16 protein-coding genes and 1 riboswitch are annotated in these 17,811 nt (G+C 72.9%); of the genes, 7 read left to right on the top strand and 9 right to left on the bottom strand.

Features of this window, described 5'->3' with window-relative positions:
- Nucleotides 1-903, bottom strand: a complete 903-nt coding sequence (locus IFY26_RS15730; RefSeq protein ID WP_232549950.1) for a carbohydrate ABC transporter permease — start codon at nucleotides 901-903, stop codon at nucleotides 1-3.
- A complete protein-coding gene (locus IFY26_RS15725) occupies nucleotides 900-1,847 on the bottom strand; it encodes an ABC transporter permease (protein WP_232549949.1) in 948 nt (315 codons plus the stop codon). Before IFY26_RS15725 ends, IFY26_RS15730 begins: the two co-directional genes overlap by 4 nt.
- A gap of 208 nt (nucleotides 1,848-2,055) precedes the next feature.
- Here IFY26_RS15725 and IFY26_RS15720 point away from each other — a divergent pair, with 208 nt between their 5' ends.
- On the top strand, nucleotides 2,056-3,291 hold the full coding sequence (locus IFY26_RS15720; protein ID WP_232549948.1) for a D-arabinono-1,4-lactone oxidase: 1,236 nt from the start codon (nucleotides 2,056-2,058) through the stop codon (nucleotides 3,289-3,291).
- A gap of 1 nt (nucleotide 3,292) precedes the next feature.
- On the opposite strand, the gene IFY26_RS15715 is transcribed toward IFY26_RS15720, so the two are convergent.
- The 5 genes from IFY26_RS15715 to IFY26_RS15695 all read right to left on the bottom strand — a co-directional run bounded on the left by IFY26_RS15715 (nucleotide 3,293) and on the right by IFY26_RS15695 (nucleotide 8,868).
- Nucleotides 3,293-3,943: a LutC/YkgG family protein gene (locus IFY26_RS15715; RefSeq protein ID WP_232549947.1), complete on the bottom strand. Its 651-nt coding sequence runs from the start codon at nucleotides 3,941-3,943 to the stop codon at nucleotides 3,293-3,295.
- On the bottom strand, nucleotides 3,940-5,490 hold the full coding sequence (locus IFY26_RS15710; protein WP_232549946.1) for a LutB/LldF family L-lactate oxidation iron-sulfur protein: 1,551 nt from the start codon (nucleotides 5,488-5,490) through the stop codon (nucleotides 3,940-3,942). Before IFY26_RS15710 ends, IFY26_RS15715 begins: the two co-directional genes overlap by 4 nt.
- On the bottom strand, nucleotides 5,487-6,251 hold the full coding sequence (locus tag IFY26_RS15705; RefSeq protein ID WP_232549945.1) for a (Fe-S)-binding protein: 765 nt from the start codon (nucleotides 6,249-6,251) through the stop codon (nucleotides 5,487-5,489). Before IFY26_RS15705 ends, IFY26_RS15710 begins: the two co-directional genes overlap by 4 nt.
- Nucleotides 6,252-6,366: 115 nt before the next feature.
- Nucleotides 6,367-7,182: an SDR family NAD(P)-dependent oxidoreductase gene (locus tag IFY26_RS15700; protein ID WP_232549944.1), complete on the bottom strand. Its 816-nt coding sequence runs from the start codon at nucleotides 7,180-7,182 to the stop codon at nucleotides 6,367-6,369.
- A 3-nt stretch (nucleotides 7,183-7,185) separates the two neighbouring features.
- Nucleotides 7,186-8,868 (bottom strand): FAD-binding protein, encoded by a 1,683-nt coding sequence (locus IFY26_RS15695; RefSeq protein WP_232549943.1) that lies wholly within the window; start codon nucleotides 8,866-8,868, stop codon nucleotides 7,186-7,188.
- Between the two features lie 52 nt (nucleotides 8,869-8,920).
- Between IFY26_RS15695 and IFY26_RS15690 the strand changes: the two genes are divergently transcribed.
- The 5 genes from IFY26_RS15690 to IFY26_RS15670 all read left to right on the top strand — a co-directional run bounded on the left by IFY26_RS15690 (nucleotide 8,921) and on the right by IFY26_RS15670 (nucleotide 14,771).
- On the top strand, nucleotides 8,921-9,535 hold the full coding sequence (locus IFY26_RS15690; protein ID WP_232549942.1) for a TetR/AcrR family transcriptional regulator: 615 nt from the start codon (nucleotides 8,921-8,923) through the stop codon (nucleotides 9,533-9,535).
- Between the two features lie 69 nt (nucleotides 9,536-9,604).
- Nucleotides 9,605-9,741: riboswitch (FMN riboswitch) on the top strand.
- 97 nt (nucleotides 9,742-9,838) lie between these two features.
- The gene (locus IFY26_RS15685) at nucleotides 9,839-10,621 is read left to right on the top strand and encodes an ABC transporter permease (protein WP_232549941.1); all 783 of its coding nucleotides are present in this window, start codon (nucleotides 9,839-9,841) and stop codon (nucleotides 10,619-10,621) included.
- 37 nt (nucleotides 10,622-10,658) lie between these two features.
- On the top strand, nucleotides 10,659-11,714 hold the full coding sequence (locus IFY26_RS15680; protein WP_232549940.1) for an ABC transporter substrate-binding protein: 1,056 nt from the start codon (nucleotides 10,659-10,661) through the stop codon (nucleotides 11,712-11,714).
- A 31-nt stretch (nucleotides 11,715-11,745) separates the two neighbouring features.
- Nucleotides 11,746-14,016, top strand: coding sequence for a sensor histidine kinase (locus IFY26_RS15675; protein WP_232549939.1), 2,271 nt, complete (start codon nucleotides 11,746-11,748; stop codon nucleotides 14,014-14,016).
- Nucleotides 14,013-14,771, top strand: coding sequence for a LuxR C-terminal-related transcriptional regulator (locus IFY26_RS15670; protein WP_232549938.1), 759 nt, complete (start codon nucleotides 14,013-14,015; stop codon nucleotides 14,769-14,771). The genes IFY26_RS15675 and IFY26_RS15670 overlap by 4 nt, the downstream gene beginning before the upstream one ends.
- Nucleotides 14,772-14,862: 91 nt before the next feature.
- On the opposite strand, the gene IFY26_RS15665 is transcribed toward IFY26_RS15670, so the two are convergent.
- Complete coding sequence (locus tag IFY26_RS15665) at nucleotides 14,863-15,117, bottom strand: PLDc N-terminal domain-containing protein (protein ID WP_232549937.1); 255 nt, start codon at nucleotides 15,115-15,117, stop codon at nucleotides 14,863-14,865.
- A gap of 83 nt (nucleotides 15,118-15,200) precedes the next feature.
- Here IFY26_RS15665 and IFY26_RS15660 point away from each other — a divergent pair, with 83 nt between their 5' ends.
- Nucleotides 15,201-16,082 carry a 1,4-dihydroxy-2-naphthoate polyprenyltransferase gene (locus tag IFY26_RS15660; RefSeq protein WP_232549936.1) on the top strand — a complete coding sequence of 294 codons (882 nt, stop codon included), beginning with the start codon at nucleotides 15,201-15,203 and terminating at the stop codon, nucleotides 16,080-16,082.
- 13 nt (nucleotides 16,083-16,095) lie between these two features.
- Here the strand turns inward: IFY26_RS15660 and IFY26_RS18285 are convergent, their stop codons facing one another.
- Nucleotides 16,096-17,799: a TM0106 family RecB-like putative nuclease gene (locus IFY26_RS18285; RefSeq protein WP_232549935.1), complete on the bottom strand. Its 1,704-nt coding sequence runs from the start codon at nucleotides 17,797-17,799 to the stop codon at nucleotides 16,096-16,098.
- Nucleotides 17,800-17,811: the final 12 nt, after the last annotated feature.

Below are 17,811 nucleotides of genomic sequence, written 5' to 3'. Positions count from 1 at the left end.
TCAACCCTTGACGGCGCCGGTGAGCATGCCTGAGGTGAAGTGCTTCTGGAGGAACGGGTAGACGAAGAGGATCGGTGCGATGGCGATCAGGAGCATCGCCATCTGCAGGGCCGGCTGCGGGGGCAGCGCATCGCCCGCCACCCCGACGTCACCGGCGGAGAGCTGGGCGTTGTCGAGCACATAGGTGCGCATCACGAGAGTGAGCGGCCACATGCTCTGGTCGGAGAGGTAGATGAGGGCGCCGAAGAAGGCGTTCCAGTAGCCGACCGCGTAGAACAGCCCGATCACCGCGAGCACCGGCCGCGACAGAGGCACCACGATGCGAGCGAAGATCGACCAGTCGGAGGCCCCGTCGATGCGGGCCGACTCGTACAGCTCGGTCGGGATGTTCATGAAGAAGGCGCGGAGCACGATGATGTTGAAGGCGCTCACCATGCCGGGAAGGATCAACGCCCAGTAGGTGTTCAGCAGGCCCAACGTCCGCACCGTGAGGTAGCTCGGGATCATGCCCGGCGTGAACAGCAGGCTGAACAGCACCAGCAGCAGGACGGGCCGGTGCGCGAAACTGCCCGGGCGGCTGAGGCCGTAGGCCATCATCGCGCTCGCGGTCAGCGACAGCAGCGTCCCCACCGTCGTCACGCCGATGCTCACCATGAGCGCGCGCGTGACGACGCCCCCGGCGAGGACCGAACGGTAGGCGTCCAGGTTCAGCCCGCCGGGCCACAACACGAACCCGCCGGCCTGGTTGATGTGTTCGGAACTCGACACCGAGGTCGACACGATGCCGAGGAACGGGATCAGCACGCTGAGCACACAGGCCAGCAGGACGATCCCGGTGATGACCCGCTCGCCGGGCCCGGGGGCGATCTGACCGTTCTCGAGGCGACGGTGATGGCGGCTCATGACTTGTACACTCCCGCCTCGCCGAACAGGTGGGCGACCTTGTTCGCCCCCACCACCAGCAGCGTCCCGATGACGCCCTTGACCAGGCCGACCGCGGTGGCCTCGCCCCACGCATTGCCGGCGATGCCGTGGTTGAAGACGTAGGTGTCGAGCACCTCGCTCGCATCGAGCCCGACGGCGCGCTGCTGCAGGATGATCTGCTCGAACCCGACACTGAGGGAGTCACCCAGGCGCAGGATCAGCAGCAGGATGATGATGCCGCGCAGCCCGGGGAGGGTGACGTGCCAGAGCTGGCGCAGGCGCCCCGCGCCGTCCACCTGGCTGGCCTCGTAGAGCGACGGGTCGATCGAGGTCAGCGCGGCCAGGAACAAGATGGTGGCCCACCCCGTGTCCTTCCACATCACCTGGCTGGTGAGGAGGCCGATGAACAGATCGGGGTTGCCGATGATGTCGAACGTCTCCATGCCCTGCTGGCGCAGCCACGTGTTGATGAGTCCGCCGCCGCCGAGCACCTGCTGGAAGATCGCGACCACCACGACCCAGCTCAGGAAGTGGGGGAGGTAGAGCACGCTCTGCACGACCCGCTTGATGCGCTGGCTCAACATGCTGTTGAGCAGCAGGGCGAGCAGGATCGGGGCGGGGAAGACGAGGACGGTCTGGACGAGCGTCAGCACCAGGGTGTTGCGGACGGCGTTCCAGAACGCCGGATCCCCGGTGACCATGAGCTCGAAGTTCTCCCAGCCCACCCAGTCCGACCCGGCGATGCCGAGGTAGGGACGGTAGTCCTTCCAGGCGATCACGTTGCCCGCGAGCGCGGCGTAGTGGAAGACGACGAACACCAGCAGCGCCGGCAGCATCATCCAGACGAGCGTCCTGTCCCGCGCGAGCCGACGCCACCAGGGCAGGCGGGGCCTGGCGTTGGTCGTGCTCGGTGTGGCTGCCAACCTCCACCCCCTCGTGTCGGGCGCGCGTGGCCCATCTGGCCACGGGGCCAAATGTTAGGGGTCGCTGCCGCCACCCCGGCACACCCCTAGGGGGGTGGCATCACGGCTTGTCGCGGGCGTAAGACGCCCGGCGAGGCGGCACGCGCCCGTCGATGGGGGGCAGCGCCGGGGGCTTGGCGTCCGGCCGGGCGTGCTCCAGACTGGGACGGTGACCGAACGCAACTGGGCCGGCACCGTGACGTACCGCGCCCGCGCCCTGCGGGAACCCACCTCCTGGGACGAACTCGCCGACCTCGTGGCCACCGAGCCGCGGCTGCGCGTCCTCGGCAGCCGGCACTCGTTCAACGAGTTGGCCGACACCGAGGGCGTCCTGGTGTCGCTCGCGAAGCTGGCCGACGAGCCGGCCACGGTCGCCGGCTCGACCGTGCGCGTTCCGGCCGGGATCCGCTACGGCGACCTGGTGCCGGCCCTGACCGAGGCCGGGGTGGCGTTGGCGAACCTCGCGTCCCTGCCGCACATCGCGGTGGCCGGTGCGGTCGCGACCGGCACCCATGGCTCGGGGGACGCGATCGGCTCGCTGGCCACGCAGGTCAGCGCGCTCGACCTGCTGACGCCGAGAGGCCCCGTGCGGCTGACCCGCGGCGACGCCGACTTCGCCGGCGCGGTGGTGGCGCTCGGCGCGCTCGGCGTGGTCACCCACGTCGAGCTCGACGTCGAACCCCACTACGAGGTGAGCCAGACCGTCTTCGAGGGCGTCACGTGGGACGCGGCGCTGGCCGACCTCGACGCGCTGACCGGCGCGGGCGACAGCGTCAGCCTGTTCTGCTCCTGGGACGACCCGGCGCGCGTCGACCAGGTGTGGGTGAAGTCCCGCGCCGGACGCCCGGCGCCCGATCTCGCGTCCTTCGGCGGCCAGCCCGCCGACGGGCCGCGCCACCCCGTCACCGGCATGGATCCCGCCCCCTGCACCCCCCAGGGTGGCGTCCCCGGCCCGTGGTACGACCGCTGGCCGCACTTCTCGCTCGACCACACGCCCTCGGTGGGGGAGGAGATCCAGAGCGAGTACCTCCTGCCCCGCGCGGACGCCCCCGCCGCGCTGGAGGCGCTGCAGGGTCTCGCAGAGCGGTTCTCCCCGCTGTTGCACGTCGGCGAGAGGCGCACGGTCGCGCCCGACGATCTGTGGCTCTCCCCGGCGTACGGAACGCCCACGATCGGCCTGCACTTCACCTGGCGGGCCGTCCCGGACTCGGTGGGCGCCGTCCTGCCCGCGATCGAGGCGGCGCTGCCGGACACGGCCCGCCCCCACTGGGGCAAGGTGTCGACGCTGGCACCGGACGCCGTCCGCGCCCGCTTCCCGCGCTGGCACGACTTCGCCGCGCTGCGGGCCCGGCTCGACCCGGAGCGCCGGTTCGTCAACCCCCACCTGGCCCGGCTGGGGCTGTAGGTCAGTCGGCCAGCACGACGTAGAGCTGCCGGGGGCCGTGGACGCCCTCCACGCGGGCCAGCTCGATGTCCGAGGTCGCCGAGCCGCCGCTGATCCACGTGACCGGCCGCCCGGCGCGGATCGCCGGCGCCAGCCGCGCCACCCCCTCGGGCACGGCGCTGACCACCTGATCGACGCGCACCACGCACACGTGCCGGTCGGGCACCAGGCTGAGCGCGCGTCGCCCCTGGTCGGGGCCGTGGTCGAGCGCGATGGTGCCCGAATCGGCCATCGCCACCGCGGCGGCGGTCACCACGGCGTCCACCGCGTTGAGTTCGGACGCCGTGAGCGGCGGCTCGTCGGCGGTGACGGCGGCGACGGCCTCGATCGCGGCGCGCCACGCGCCGTCCAGCCCCGGGGGCAGCACGACGCTGCTCGCCTCCATCTCGGTGAGGGCGGCGACGATGGCGTCCGGCACGGCCGCGGCCGGGACGCGGACGATGCGCGCGCCGTAGTCCTCGATCTTCTCCACCAGATCGGCCACCACGTCGGCGGTGCTCAGCGGCCGGCCGTACTCCCAGTCGACCGGCACGTCGCGCACCGGGTCGGGCTCGTCGACGTCGGCGAGGGCCCGGCGGACGCGGGCCAGGATCTCCGCGCGCGCGGTGGTCATGCCCGATCCTCCGTGGCGGCGTCCGCGCTCCCATCGACGGGCGGAGCGGCGGGCGTCCTCGCGGCCCACCAGGCCCGGAACGTCTGCGCGGGCGGCGCGTCGACGTCGCGGGCGCGCAGCCAGCGCCCGGCGATCGGCAGCGGGAGGCGTCCGATGACGCGGTTGCCGAGCCATCGGTCGCCGAGCACGGCACCGCCGGCGCGGCTGGCGAGCTGGGCCTTGGCGAGGTTCCGGCCGTCGGCCATCACCCAGCCGATCGCCGAGAAGGCCGCCTGCTCGGCGGTGGGGTGGTGCTCGGTCTTGTGCTCGACGACCTTGTGGCGCAGGTGGACGAGGATGTCGGTGAACGGGATGCGCACGGGGCACACGTCGTTGCAGGCGCCGCACAGGCTGGACGCGTAGGGCAGGGCCTGGTCGACCTCGGACGCGACACCGCGCAGCTGGGGGTTGAGGATCGCCCCGATGGGGCCGGGGTAGGGCGAGCCGTACGCGTGCCCGCCGACCCGCTCGTACACGGGGCAGATGTTGAGGCACGCCGAGCAGCGGATGCACCGCAGCGCGGCGCGGCCCTCCGGGTCGGCCAGCACGTCGGTGCGGCCGTTGTCGAGGAGGACGACGTGCAGGTCCTGCGGCCCGTCGCCCGGCGTGACGCCCGTCCACAGCGAGGTGTACGGGTTCATCCGCTCGCCGGTGGACGAACGCGGCAACAGCGTCAAGAACACCTCGAGATCGGCCACCGTGGGCAGGATCTTCTCGATGCCGATCACGCTCACCAGCGTCTCGGGCAGGGTGAGGCACATCCGGCCGTTGCCCTCGGACTCGACGATGACCACGGTTCCCGTCTCGGCGATGAGGAAATTGGCCCCCGAGACGGCCATCTCGGCCCGCAGGAACTTCGCGCGCAGGTGGGCCCGGGCGGCCTCGGCGAGCTCCTCGGGATCGTCGGTCATCGTGGGCGGTGCCGGGGTGCCGTAGCGGCCCATCTCCTCGGCGAAGATCTCCCGCACCTCCCGCCGGTTGCGGTGGATCGCGGGCACCAGGATGTGGCTCGGCCGGTCGTGGCCCAACTGGACGATGAGCTCGGCCAGGTCGGTTTCCCACGCGGCCACGCCGATGGACTCGAGGTGCTCGTTGAGATCGATCTCCTGCGTGACCATCGACTTGATCTTGACCACCTCGTCGACGCCCTTGGCGAGGGCGATCTCACCGACGATCCGATTGGCCTCCGCGGCGTCCCGGGCCCAGTGCACGGTGATGCCCGCCGCTGTCATCGCCTCCTCGGCCTGTACCAGGTAGGTGTCGAGGTGCCGAGCGACGCGGGTCTTGATCTGGGCCGCCGCGGTGCGGAGCTCCTCCCAGTCGGCCACCTCGGCGGCGCGTTCGGCCCGCTTGCCGCGGATGTGCGTGGTGGCCCGGGCGAGGTTCTGGCGCTGCTCGGCGCGCTGCAGCTGCTCCCGGGCGGCCTTCGGGAACGCCGGCATGCCGAGCCACGTGCCGGGCGGGGGCGCCGGCGTCCGCCGTTGCGCCGGGGCGCTGTTCGGGCTCATGCCGCGTCCGCCCGGGTGTGGGCCAGCACCTCGGCGAGGTGAACCGTCCGGACGGCCGCGCCGTCGCGGTGCAGCACCCCGCCGATGTTCATGAGGCAGGAGTTCTCGCCGGCCACCACGAAGTCCGCGCCCGTCTCGACGACGTGGCGGGCCTTGTCGGTCGCCATCGCGATGCTGACGTCGGGGATCTTGATGCTGAACGTGCCGCCGAAGCCGCAGCACTGGTCCGCGGCCGGCAGCGGCACCAGCTCGAGACCTTCCACGGCCTGGAGCAGGCGCGTCGGCCGGTCGCCCAACCGGAGGAACCGGGCGCCGTGGCAGCTCGGGTGGTACGTCACCCGGTGCGGAAAGTAGGCCCCCACGTCGGTCACCCCCAGCACGTCGACGAGGAACTCGGTGAAATCGAGGGTGCGGGCGGCGGTCTGCGAGGCCTGCTCGACGAGGCGGGCATCGCCGGTGCGGCGGGCCAGCATCACGTGTTGGTCCCGCACCGACGCCACGCACGACCCCGACGGCGCGACGATGTGGTCGTACCCGGCGAACGAGCGGACGTGGTTGCGGACGGAGGCGACGGCGGCGTCGAAGTACCCCGTGTTCGTCATGATCTGCCCGCAGCACGTCTGGCCGGGTGGGAACTCCACGACGCAGCCCAGCCGCTCCAGCACCGTCACGACGGCCTTCGGTGTGTCCGGCGTCAGGGTGTCGGCGATGCACGTGGCGAACAGGGCCACGCGCAGCCCCGCACCGGGGAGTCCGAGCATGGTGAGCCTTTCGTCGGGGACGACTGTGCCACCACCGTAGGACGTCCGGACGCGGCGCGGGCGCGGCAGGCCGAAACGTCGACCTGCCGCCGCCGCGCTGGGCTGGGTGCCGGCGTCAGCGGTCCTTGAGCAGGTGCGCCATCTGCTGCGCGAGCAGGTCGACCGCACGCTCGGGCGCGATGCGGGTGAGCAGGTCGAGCCCGCGCGCATCGTTGCCGATGAACACCCGGTAGCTGCCGCGCTCGATGCCGCGCAGGATCGTGGCCGCGGCGTCCGCCGGCGACGTCGTCTTCGCGGCCGTCGCCTCGCCCTCCGGTGAGGGTTCCTGCCCCGGGATGGACACCCCGCTGTTCGCCGTGATGTTGGTGCCCACCGCGCCGGGGAACACCACGGTGACCTTCACCCGGCTGCCGTGCAGCTCGGCGCGCAGCCCCTCGGTGAGGAGCTTCACCGCCGCCTTGGACGCACCATAGATGGTCTGGCCGGGCACCGGGACGAAGCCGCCCATGCTCGACACGTTGACCAGGGACGCCGCCGGCCGCTCGACCAGCAGCGGCAGGAACGCTTGCACCATGTGCACGACACCGTAGAAGTTGACGTTCATCACCTTCGCGATGTCGGCGTTGGTGAGGTCGCCGAACCGGACGAAACGCTGGATGATGCCGGCCACGTTCACCAGACCGTCCACCTGGCCGTGCGCGGCGAGCACCGCCTCGGGCAGCGCGGCGACCGCGTCGGCGTCCGTCACGTTGACCTCGTGGGTGCTGAGCCGGTCGACGCTCAACGCGCGGCTGGCCGTCTGGGCGAGGCCCTCGGCGTTGAGGTCGACGGCGGCGACGCGGGCGCCCTTGGCGAGCAGCGCCCAGACGAGCTCACGGCCGATGCCGTTGCCGCCGCCGGTGACGACGAAGACCTTGTCGCGGACGTCCATGACTCACTCCTTGGTGCCGTCGGCGAGGTGCCGCGCGGCGATGTGGCCGAACACACACGCCGGGCCGAGCGTGGAGCCCGGGCCGGGGTAGGTGTGCCCCATGACGGACGCCGAGCAGTTGCCCGACGCGTAGAGCCCCTCAATGACGGAGCCGTCCTCCCGCAGCACGCGGGCGTGCTCGTCGGTCAGGACGCCACCCTTGGTGCCGAGGTCGCCCGCGACGATCTCGACGGCCGTGAACGGGCCGCGCTCGATCGTGCCGAGGTTGTTGTTGGGCCGCACCAACGGGTCGCCGTAGTAGCGGTCGTACACCGAGTTGCCGCGGCCGAAGTCCTGGTCGATGCCGGTGCGGGCGAATCCGTTGAACCGCTCGACGGTCGCCTCGAGCCGCGCTGCGTCGATGCCCAGCTTGCCGGCCAGCTCGCCCAGGGTCGGCGCGATGTGCCGGATGCCGGCCTTCGTCCGCGCCGTGGTGACCCGGGGGTCGAGGGCGTAGCTGCGCATGTACTTCACGGCGTGTCGGACGTCGGTGACCATCCAGTAGCGGCCCGGCACCTCCTCGGCATGGTCGCGCATGTGGTGGCCGAGGTCGACGTAGCTCTCCGACTCGTTGGCGAACCGGTCGCCCGCGGCGTCCACGATGATGCTGTGGGGCACGGAGCGCTCGCTGACGAGGAACGCCGGGCCGTGGTCGCCGACCGGTGGGATGGAGCCGCCCCACCAGGCGTCCTCCATCAGGTCCACCGCAGCGCCGATCTGCTGCGCGGCCTCGATGGCGGTGCCCAGGTTGCCCTTCGACCCCGAGGACGCCGACCCGTCGATGCCCTGGTGCTCCTCGCGCCAAGCCTCGTTGTGGTCGAAGCCACCGCCGCCCAGCACGACGCCCTTCGTGGCGCGGACCGTGACCTCGCGCCCCTCGTGGCGCGTGCGGACGCCGACGACGCGGTCGTCCTCGACGAGGAGCACCTCGACGGGCGCCGACAGCCACAGCTCGACGCCGAGGCGCTGCGCGACGTGCAGGAACGAGCTCATCAGCGCCGCGCCCATGCCCACCTGGTGCTGGCGGCGTGCGAGCATCGCGACGAGGCGTCCCACCACCTGGGCGCCGCGGATCATGCCGCCCGGGGTGGACCACGCGCGCTGCAGCAGCCAGAAGTCGTCGGTCTTCACCGGGGCCGGGACGCCGTCCTGGCCGCGCGAGGACTTCCACCACGCGCCGATCTGGCCGATGTCGAACGGCTCCACCTCGATGGCGCGCCCCACCTTGCCGCCGGGGAGCTCGGGGTAGTAGTCGGGGTAGTCGGCGCCGCGGGCGTAGCGCATGCTGAGGCGCTCGGTGAGGTCCACGAAGCTGCCGATGTTGTCGACGAACGCCTCCTTGCGGGCGCGGGAGGTCGCCGGCCCGGCGTCCCCGATGGTCTCCTCGAGGTAGGCGAGGGCCTCCTCGCGGCTGTCGCCCGCGCCGTCGCGCTGCATCAGCGGGTTGTTGGGCAGCCACAGGCCGCCGCCCGACATCGCGGAGCTGCCGCCCCACCGGTCGGTGGACTCGCACATCAGCACCGACAGGCCGGCGTCGGCCGCGGTGACGGCCGCGGCGAACGCTGCGGCGCCCGATCCGACGACGACCACGTCGTAGCTGTGCTCGGTCGCGTCCTGACCGGTGGTGCGGGACTTCTCGGTCTGCATCGCCCTCTCCTCCCATCCGGACAGCGGTGTCCGGTTGCGTTAGGCTCCCAGCATGCCCCAGCCCGATCCGCCCCGCAACCGCGGGCCCGCGGCCGCCGGGGCGAACCGCGCCGCGCTGGTCGAGGCCGCCCGGTCGCTGTTCGCCCGGGAGGGCTACGCCGTGCCGCTGAGCGCCATCGCGCGCGCGGCCGGGGTGGGCCAGGGCGTCCTCTACCGGCACTTCGGCAGCCGGGTTTCCCTGGCGCTGGCGGTGTTCGGGGAGAACATCGACGAGCTCGAGGCCCTGGCCGGGCGCCACACCGACCCCGACGGCCTCGGCGTCCTGGTGGCACGCATGCTCGAGCAGACGTTGGCGAACGCCGCGCTCGTGGACGCCGTGGTGCACGGCCGCGTGGAGCAGGACTGGGACGGCGACGAGCGCGTGGGCGCCGTGCTCGTCCGGCCGCTCGCCCGGGCGCGCTCGGCAGGCCTGGTGCGGCCCGACCTCACCGTCGCGGATCTGTTGCTGTTGGTCCGGTGCGCGCACGGCCTCATCGGCACCCAGCAGCGCCCCGGTGCCGCGCGGGCCGGCGTGCTGCGGTTGGCGCGCCTCGTGGACGCCCCCCTCGGCGACGCCGTGGCCGCGCAGTGGGGCTGCGGGGACGGCCCGGACCGGAGCGATTCCTGACCTCAGCCCCCACCCGGGACGCGGCGGAGGGACTTCGGCCAAGAGCGCTACGCTGGAGGGCAGAACACACACGTGCTCCGGGGTCGGTGCAAGTCCGAACCGGCGGTGACAGTCCGCGACCCTCGTGCGGCGCCCAGGCGGCGGCGAGGTTGAACCGGTGGAATTCCGGTACCGACGGTGAAAGTCCGGATGGGAGGCAGCACGAGCGGCGTCCGTCGCGTGCGCGCACTGAGTGCGCGGCTGCGGTGGCGTCCCGTCCTCCCGTCTGCGTCCCCGTGGCCGACGAGGAGAAGGTGCGGGCAGGTGCGACGACGGCAGGTGAGCCCGGGGGTGCTCGGGGCGTCCCCGTGGCTGTTCGGCGCCATGCTGCTGGCCGGATGGTTCGCCGTCGCCCGGTGGGGCGGGTTGCCCGCCTACGTGCTGCCGAGTCCGGACGCCGTCCTGGCCCGCCTGGTGGCCGACCTCATCAACCCGACCCTGTGGCCCTACGTCGCGGCGACCGTCGCGGAGGCGGTGGGCGGCTGCGTCATCGGTGCGGCGGTGGCGCTGCCGCTCGGCATCGCCATCCACCGCTCGCGTCTGTTGGATGCCGCCGTCTCGCCGTTCCTGGGGGCCACCCAGGCCATCCCCGCCATCGCCCTCGCACCCCTGCTGGTGCTCTGGGTCGGCTACGGGCTCGGCCCGGTCATGTGGCTGTGTTCGTTGCTGGTGTTCTTCCCGATCCTCGTCTCGACGGTCACGGGGCTCAAGCTCGTGCCCGCGTCGGTGGTGGACGCCGCCCGCCTGGACGGCGCCGGCAGCTTCGCCCTGCTCGCCTCCATCGAGCTGCCCATGGCGCTGCCCAACCTGCTGGCCGGCCTGCGCAACGGGTTCACCCTGTCGGTGACCGGCGCGGTCATGGGGGAGATGATCATGGGCGGGCGCGGGCTGGGGCAGCTGCTCACGGCCCAGCGCGACGCCCTCGACACCACCGGCATGTTCGCCACCATCGCCCTCCTCGTCGCCCTCGCCATGGGCCTCTACGGCCTCATCCGCGCCATCGAGCTCCGCTCCGCCGTCATGGCGGACCTCACCACCCCCCGCTGACAGCCCACCTTTCACAGCCCACCGAAGGAAGCCGCCCGTGCACACTCCCCGTCACCCCGCCCCCGCCCCCGCCCGGATGCTCTCCCGCCGCACGGCGCTGGGCGCGGGCCTCGCCGGTGCCGCCGGGCTCGCGGCCCTCGCGTCCGGCTGTGCCCGGACGCCGGCGCCGACGTCGGGGCCCCCCGCGGCGACGATCGGGCTCACCTACATCCCCGACATCCAGTTCGCGCCCTTCTACGTCGCCGAGGCCGAGGGCCTCTTCGCGGACGCCGGCGTCGCGGCCAAGCTGCGTCACCACGGCGCCCAGGAGGGCCTGTTCACCGCGCTCGCCGCCGGCCAGGAGCAGTACGTCATCGCCGGGGGCGACGAGCTCGTCCAGGCGCGTGCGCAGGGGGTGGACGCCGTCGCCATCGCCCAGTACTACCGCCGCTACCCGGTCGGGGTCATCGTGCCCGACGCGTCCCCAGTGGTCGCGCCCGGCGACCTGCGCGGCCGCAGCGTCGGCGTCCCGGCGCGGTCGGGGGAGACGTGGTTCGGGCTGCAGGCGTTGCTCGCCGAGTCGGGTCTCACCGAGGCGGACGTCAGCGTCGTCGAGATCGGCTACACCCAGCAGGCGGCGCTGGCCACGGGGCAGGTCGAGGCAGTGGTCGGCTTTGTGAACAACGACCAAGTACAATTCATCAATGCGGGCATTCCCACCCGAGTGGTTCCCCTCACGGCCAGCGGGGAGGTGCCCCTCGTGAGCATTGTCCTGGCCACCACCCGGGCCGAGCTGGAGGCCCGCGGGCCGGTCGCCACGGCCGTCGCGACGGGGATGGTGGCAGGCGTGGCACAAGCGGTGTCGGCCCCCGCGTCCGCCATCGAGGCGGCGCGCGCGCACATGCCCACCCTCGGCGAACCGGGGGCCGAGGCGGCCGCCCGTGCCACCCTGGAGGCAACTATTCCCCTGTGGACCGATGACGCTGGGCTCGTCGAGGGGGCGCTGGACCCGCAGGCATGGGATGCTATGACCACCTTCATGTGGGAGCGCGGCCTCATCGCGGCGCCGGTCGACCCGGCCCTGGCCATGACGAACGACCACGTGAGCAGCTGATCGCCGAGCGCGAGGGGAGGGGCATGACCCGATGAGCATGCTCGCGACCCCGGAGGCACCGTCGTCGCCCCCCGTTCCCACCACGTCGCGGGTGGTCATGACCGGGTATCGCGCGTGGATCGACCGGGCCGTGGCGCTGTGCGCCCTGGGCACCGGGCTCGCCGCCCTCGTGCTCGCGACGACGACGCAGCTGGCCTACATCAACACCGTGTGGCTCGTCGTGATCGGTGGCGGCATCTTCGCCTCCAGCATCCTGTTGCCGATCTACGCCTGGTCGAGCCGCGGCGTCCGCGTGCCTGCCACCGTGTTCGCCCTGTCGGTCATGGTGGGGCTGTGGACGTGGACGTCGTCGTGGCGCGACCCCTCCGTGACCGCGCTGGACGCCCCGTTCCTGTGGATGGTGATCGGTGTCTCCACCGTGGTCATCTCGATCGCGTGGGGTGACACCGTGGCGGTGGTCCACAACCTCTTCTGCTCGGCGGCCTACCTGATCGCGCGCGTCAGCAACAGCGGCGGCGCGGTCTCGGCCCTGGTCGCGCTCCAGGACACGCTGATCGTCGCGCTGCAGCCCCTGGGCCTGCTCCTGCTGTTCTCGTTCGCGCGCAAGCAGGCGGCCGACCTGGACGCCTGGGTCGCGGCGTCCAACCGGCTGGTGGCGGACGCCGCGCTGCGCACCGCCCTCGTGGGGGAGCGGGCCCGCCTGGACGGGGTGATCCACGACGAGGTGATGACGACGCTGGTCTCCGCCGGCCGGGGCGACGGCACCCATGACGCGTCGCTGGCGGCCCAGGCCCGCCACGCGCTCGCGAGCCTGGACGCGGAGGGGAGCGAGGACATCGGGGCCGACGCCTTCCCCCCGGCCAACGTGGGGCGTCTGCTGGAGGACGTGGTCGGCAGTGCCTGCCCGACGGCGACCCTCGGCCTCGACATCGACCCGATGGCCCCACTGGTGCCCCACAAGGTGGTGCGCACGCTGGCGCGCGCCGTCCGGGAGGCGACCATCAATGCCGAGAAGCACGCCCAGGCCGCCCGCGTCCGCGTCGACGTGCGCATCTCGGCCGGCCGGCAGGGACGCGTCGACGTGGCGGTGCTGATCGCCGACGACGGCCGCGGCTTCGACCCGGCCCTCGTGAGCAGCCGCCGCCTCGGCATCCGGGTCTCGCTGGTCTCGCGCATGGAGTCGGTGGGCGGGACGGCCCGGGTCGAGTCGGTGCCCGGGGACGGGACGCGCGTCGCCCTCGAGTGGTCGGGTCACCCGGACGAGCGACGGCGCACGAGCCGGGCCGTCGCGGGCCGCGACCACCCGATGTTCGAGCGCATCGACGTGCGCCCCATCGGACGCCTCACCGTCGGCTTCATCGTGCTGTTCGTCTCCGTCGGCGTCCTGGAGATCTTCGCGAGCGCCGTGCCCGTCGCCACGGCCCTGACCGTCGGGCTCGTCGCCCTCTCCACCCTGCTCGTCATCTCGGGTTTCGGGCGGCGCCAGCCCGCCTGGCGGGCCTGGGGGGCGACCGGCGTCGGCATCGCGATCGGCCTGCTCGGCGCCCAGGCGATGGTGGGCGTGGACCGCGGTCACGCCGACTGGTGGGTGGCCTCCCTGTGCATTCTCACCGTGCTCGTGCGTGCGGGCGGGCACCGACTGGCGGCGTGGTTGCTGGCGCTGGCGACGGCAGCGATCGTGATGGTCGCCGCGATGCCGGGCGGCAACCCGCTCAACGAGGTCGCCCTCGCGCTCAACCCCGCCGGTTGGCTCGCCATTGTTGAAATGTTGGCGCTGTGGATCGTGAAGGTGCAGCGCGACATGGACGTCGCCCAGCGTGCCGTCGACGAGTCGTCGGCGCACAGCGCCGCGTCGTTCGGCAAGCTCGTGCTCCGTGAGGTCTGGTTGACCGACTTGCGGGATCAAGTGGACCCCATGCTGAGCAAGATCGCGGACCCGGCCGGGGTGCTGGGCCCCGACGACCGCGAGGCGTGCCTCGCCCTGGAGGGCACGCTGCGCGACAACATCAAGGCCGCCAACCTCACCGGCCCGGCCCTCAGCGCCGCCATCATGGAGGCCCGCCTGCGCGGCGTGCAGGTGACGCTGGTCGACAACCGCGGCTCCCGGCTCCCCGACGCGGCCCGGCGGGCGGTGCTCCGCCACCTCGAGGGGGTGGTGCGCGACGCGCGTTCGGGCAAGATCGTGGCGCGTACGGCGCCGGAGGGATACGAGGAAGCCGTTACCATCGTTGAAATCAACGACCACGGGTCACGCATGACCCGCATCGACAACGAAGGAATGATTGCGGTGAGCCAGGCATGACGCCCCCAGCCCCCACGCCCCCCGTGCGCCCCACGCGCCCCACATCCCCCCTGCGCCCCACGCCCTCGACCCCGGCCACACCCCCGGCGGATCCCGCCGCCGCGAGCCAGCCCATCAAGACGGCCATCATCGACGACCACGAGGCCATCCGCGTCGGCATGGGCCACGCGCTGGCCGGCGCCCGGGGCGTCCAGTTCGTCGGCGGCACCGAGACCGTCGAGGGGTTTCTCGACGGCGACTACGCCGATGTCGACGTCGTGCTGCTCGACCTGCAGCTGGGCGACGGGTCCGATCCGAAGGACAACGCCGAGACGCTGCGCGCGGAGGGCTTCCGCGTGCTGGTGTACTCGATCGCCGACAACGTTCGGTTGTTGCGCCGGGCGCTGGCCGGCGGTGCGGACGGCGTGTGCCGCAAGGCCGACCCGATCAGCGAGACGGTCGACGCCATCGTCGCCGTCCACTCCGGGCAGCAGGTGATCAGCCAGGAGATCCTGTCGGCCATCGAGGGCGACGCCACCTACGTCGCGGCCGCGCTCGGCCCCCGCGAGCGCGAGGTGCTGAGCCTGTACGCGGCCGGCCTGGAGATCCCCGAGATCGGCCGGACGCTCTACATCACCGAGAACTCGGTGAAGGAGTACCTCAAGCGCATCCGTGCCAAGTACACCCAGGTCGACCGGCCCGCGGCGTCCAAGCTGGAGCTGTTCCGCCGCGCCGTCGAGGACGGCATCGTGCCCCCGGTGGAACCCCAGGTCTGAGCGTTTGGACCCGGGGAAATGGCGCCATGGCGCCATTTCCTCGGGTCCAAACGCCAGCTGGGGGGCAGGTGACGCGCGCCGGCCCGAGGCGTCAGAGGCGGCGCAGGAAGTCGGGGTCGTCGTCGGGCGCGATCGGCGGACGGCCCGGGGCGCCGCCCGGCAGCGCCGGGCCGGGGCGTCCGAGCAGGAACCAGCAGACCGCACCGACACCCGGGAGGCAGATGATGGCGGCCACCCACAGCCAGCGCGGCATCCGGCGGATGGCCCGTGCGTCGGACTGGAAGGCCTCCACCAACGCGTAGACCGTCACGGTCACGACGAGGAGAACCAACAGGACGCGCGGCACGCACCCACTCTAGGCCTGCCCCCAAGGCGCGGCGTGGGACACTGGGCGGCGGACAAGCGACGCAGGATGCGGGAGGTCGGTGCATGGCGACGGCAGGACAGTGGCTGGAGGGAGCCCGGCTGCGCACCTTGCCGGCGGCGGTCGCCCCCGTGGTGGTGGGATCGGCGGTCGCGTTGTGGGCCGGGGGTTGGCGTCCGGGGCACGCGGTGCTGGCCCTCGTCGTGGCCCTCGCGCTGCAGGTGGGGGTGAACTTCGCCAACGACTACTCCGACGGCATGCGCGGCACCGACGACGCCCGCGTCGGCCCGCAGCGTCTCGTCGGCTCCGGCGCGGCCCCGGCGGCCGTGGTGAAGGCCGCGGCGTTCGGCTGCTTCGGCGTCGCCGCCCTCGCCGGGCTGGCCCTCGTCGTCCTCACCAGCGCTTGGTGGCTGCTGGCCGTGGGTGCGGTGTGCATCCTCGCCGCCTGGTTCTACACCGGCGGACGCCGCCCCTACGGCTACGCCGGGCTGGGCGAGTTGTTCGTCTTCGTCTTCTTCGGGTTGGTGGCCACGTGCGGCACCACCTACGTCCAGCTCGGCGAGGTGCCCGCCGCCTCGGTGTGGGGCGGTGTGGCCTGCGGGGCGCTGGCGTCGGCCATCCTGGTGGCCAACAACCTGCGCGACCGCGCCGGGGACGCCGTGGCCGGCAAGCGGACCCTGGCCGTCCGGCTCGGCGAGCGGTGGACGCGCTGGCTGTACGTCGCCCTCGTGGGCGTCGGGGTGTTCGCGGTCGTCCAGGTGGCGGCGACGAGCACCTGGTGGGCGTTGCTCGGGCTGGTCATGGTCGTGCTGCTCGCCGGCCCGGTGCGGTTGGTGCTCCTCGGAGCGGTGGGGCCGGAGTTGGTCCGCGTGCTCAAGCTCACCGGGCTGGGCGAGCTGGCCGGCGCCCTCGGCGTCCTGCTGGGCTGCCTGGTCGGCGCCCTCTGAGGGCCGGACGCCCTCAGGCCCCGTCCTGCGCGCGCAGCCAGCGGCGCAGGTGCCAGGTGGCGCGCACGTCGTCCTCGTTGTACTCCAACACGCGGACGCGCGCCAGGGCACGGACGTCGGCGTCCTCGTGGCCGACCGCGTCGGCGTGCCAGCTCTGGCTGTTGAGGCCGCCCGGGTCCTCGTCACGCCAGGCGAACCCGGTCACCGCGGACGCCACCACCTTGAGCCCCAGGCCGTTCGCCCCGAGGTAGTGCTCGCGGACGACGGCGAACAGGTCCACGAAGCGCTGCGCCGTCAGCTCCCGCACCCAGGCGCCCAACGCCGCGTCGGGGGCCCGGCCGGCGAGCCGCGCGATGCGCAACACCTCGTAGTCGGAGTAGTGGTACACGGCCGCGTCCCGACCCTGGGTCAGCTCCTGCAGCCACCGCCAGGCGGACGCCGCGAGGGCCGCCTCCCCGGTGTCGTCGAGCGGCTCGAAGGTGCTGAAGTGCACGTACCGCGGGCCGGCGCCGGCCGCGGTGTCGTCCACCCAGAACCCCCACAGGTACACGCGGTCGTCGGCGGAGGTCTCGATGTCGATGTCGATCTCGAGGTCGTGGCGCGGCAGGTCGAGCGGCTCGTCGTTCGTGCGCTCCAGCTCGACGCCGGCGTCCATCATCTGGGCCCGGCGGTGCGCGCGGCGCAGGCGCTCCTCGCCCCCGGTGCGGTGGCTGACGCGGGGCAGGTACGCCTCGAGCAGCGTCGGCAGGTCGGCGGTGGCCAGTTCGCCCACGGTGGTGATGCCGAGGCGGCGCAGCGTCCGCACCTCGTGCACGTCCAGCGGGGCCTTGTTGATCCGCAGCGACACGTCGTCGGCGTCCAACTGGGCCTGGCAGTGGGGCTGCCACACGCAACCGCGGCACTCCGGGGAGACGATCGGCGTGAGCAGGGTGGTCTGCCCCGAGGACGCCAGCGCCGCCTCGGCGAGCCGGACGCGGTAGGCGTGCTCGTCGTCGTAGCGGGCCAGGGTGGAGATCAACGGTTCCTCGGCGGGCACCTCCACGTTGCGGGTGCTGGGCGGCACGCACCGCGCCGCGAGATCGAGCCACGTGATGACGGGCGCCACGTCGGCCCGCATCCCCTCGGGCTCGGTGTTCACCTGGTCGATGCCGATGACACCCGCCCACGGCTCGTCCGCGGCGAGGCCGGCCGCCTCCAGCAGGCGCCAGTGGTGCGCGACCTGCAGGGCCGCCTTGAGCCGCGTCCCCCATCGGAACCGCCGCCCCGGCAGCTCGAGCGGTGTGCCGGGCGCGGCCAGCCGCGAGACCACCAGCGGCGGTGCGTCGGCGTCCGCCCGCTCGAGCACGCGGTGGAACTTGATCTGCACCGGGTGGTACCCGCCCTCGCCCCGCACGAGCAGCGACGGGCGCCCGGTGCGGTGCGCGGCCTCGTCGGCGGGCAGCAGCCCGCCGATCACCACGTCCGCCCCCGACTCGAGTGCGGCGAGGCATGAGCGGGTCGCCTCCTCGCGCGAGGCGGTGCGGGTGGCGCGCAGGTCGAGGACGCGCACGTCCGCCGCTCGGAGCCGGGCCACGACGTCGGCCTCGATCGCGTCCGCGTCGCGGAAGAACGGCGGGTCGGGCCGGGCGATGCTGGGCGCCACGAGCGACGGCGTGAACGCGTTGACGGTCTTGAGCGGGCAGCTGCGCGCCGCGTAGGCGTCGAGGACGAAGGACACGGCCGGTGTTCC

The sequence above is a fragment of the Propioniciclava soli genome (genome assembly GCF_014858005.1).
Classification (GTDB): Bacteria; Actinomycetota; Actinomycetes; order Propionibacteriales; family Propionibacteriaceae; genus Propioniciclava; species Propioniciclava soli.
Note: the sequence above shows the minus strand (reverse complement) of the source record. Positions and strands in the feature narration are given on the sequence as shown.

Coding starts and splice junctions, on each gene's coding strand:
- IFY26_RS15710 (WP_232549946.1), bottom strand. CDS start 5,490: ATGAGCCCGAACAGCGCCCCGGCGCAACGGCGGACGCCGGCGCCCCCG.
- IFY26_RS15730 (WP_232549950.1), bottom strand. CDS start 903: ATGAGCCGCCATCACCGTCGCCTCGAGAACGGTCAGATCGCCCCCGGG.
- IFY26_RS15670 (WP_232549938.1), top strand. CDS start 14,013: ATGACGCCCCCAGCCCCCACGCCCCCCGTGCGCCCCACGCGCCCCACA.
- IFY26_RS15715 (WP_232549947.1), bottom strand. CDS start 3,943: ATGACCACCGCGCGCGCGGAGATCCTGGCCCGCGTCCGCCGGGCCCTC.
- IFY26_RS15705 (WP_232549945.1), bottom strand. CDS start 6,251: ATGCTCGGACTCCCCGGTGCGGGGCTGCGCGTGGCCCTGTTCGCCACG.
- IFY26_RS15700 (WP_232549944.1), bottom strand. CDS start 7,182: ATGGACGTCCGCGACAAGGTCTTCGTCGTCACCGGCGGCGGCAACGGC.
- IFY26_RS15695 (WP_232549943.1), bottom strand. CDS start 8,868: ATGCAGACCGAGAAGTCCCGCACCACCGGTCAGGACGCGACCGAGCAC.
- IFY26_RS15675 (WP_232549939.1), top strand. CDS start 11,746: ATGAGCATGCTCGCGACCCCGGAGGCACCGTCGTCGCCCCCCGTTCCC.
- IFY26_RS15660 (WP_232549936.1), top strand. CDS start 15,201: ATGGCGACGGCAGGACAGTGGCTGGAGGGAGCCCGGCTGCGCACCTTG.
- IFY26_RS15690 (WP_232549942.1), top strand. CDS start 8,921: ATGCCCCAGCCCGATCCGCCCCGCAACCGCGGGCCCGCGGCCGCCGGG.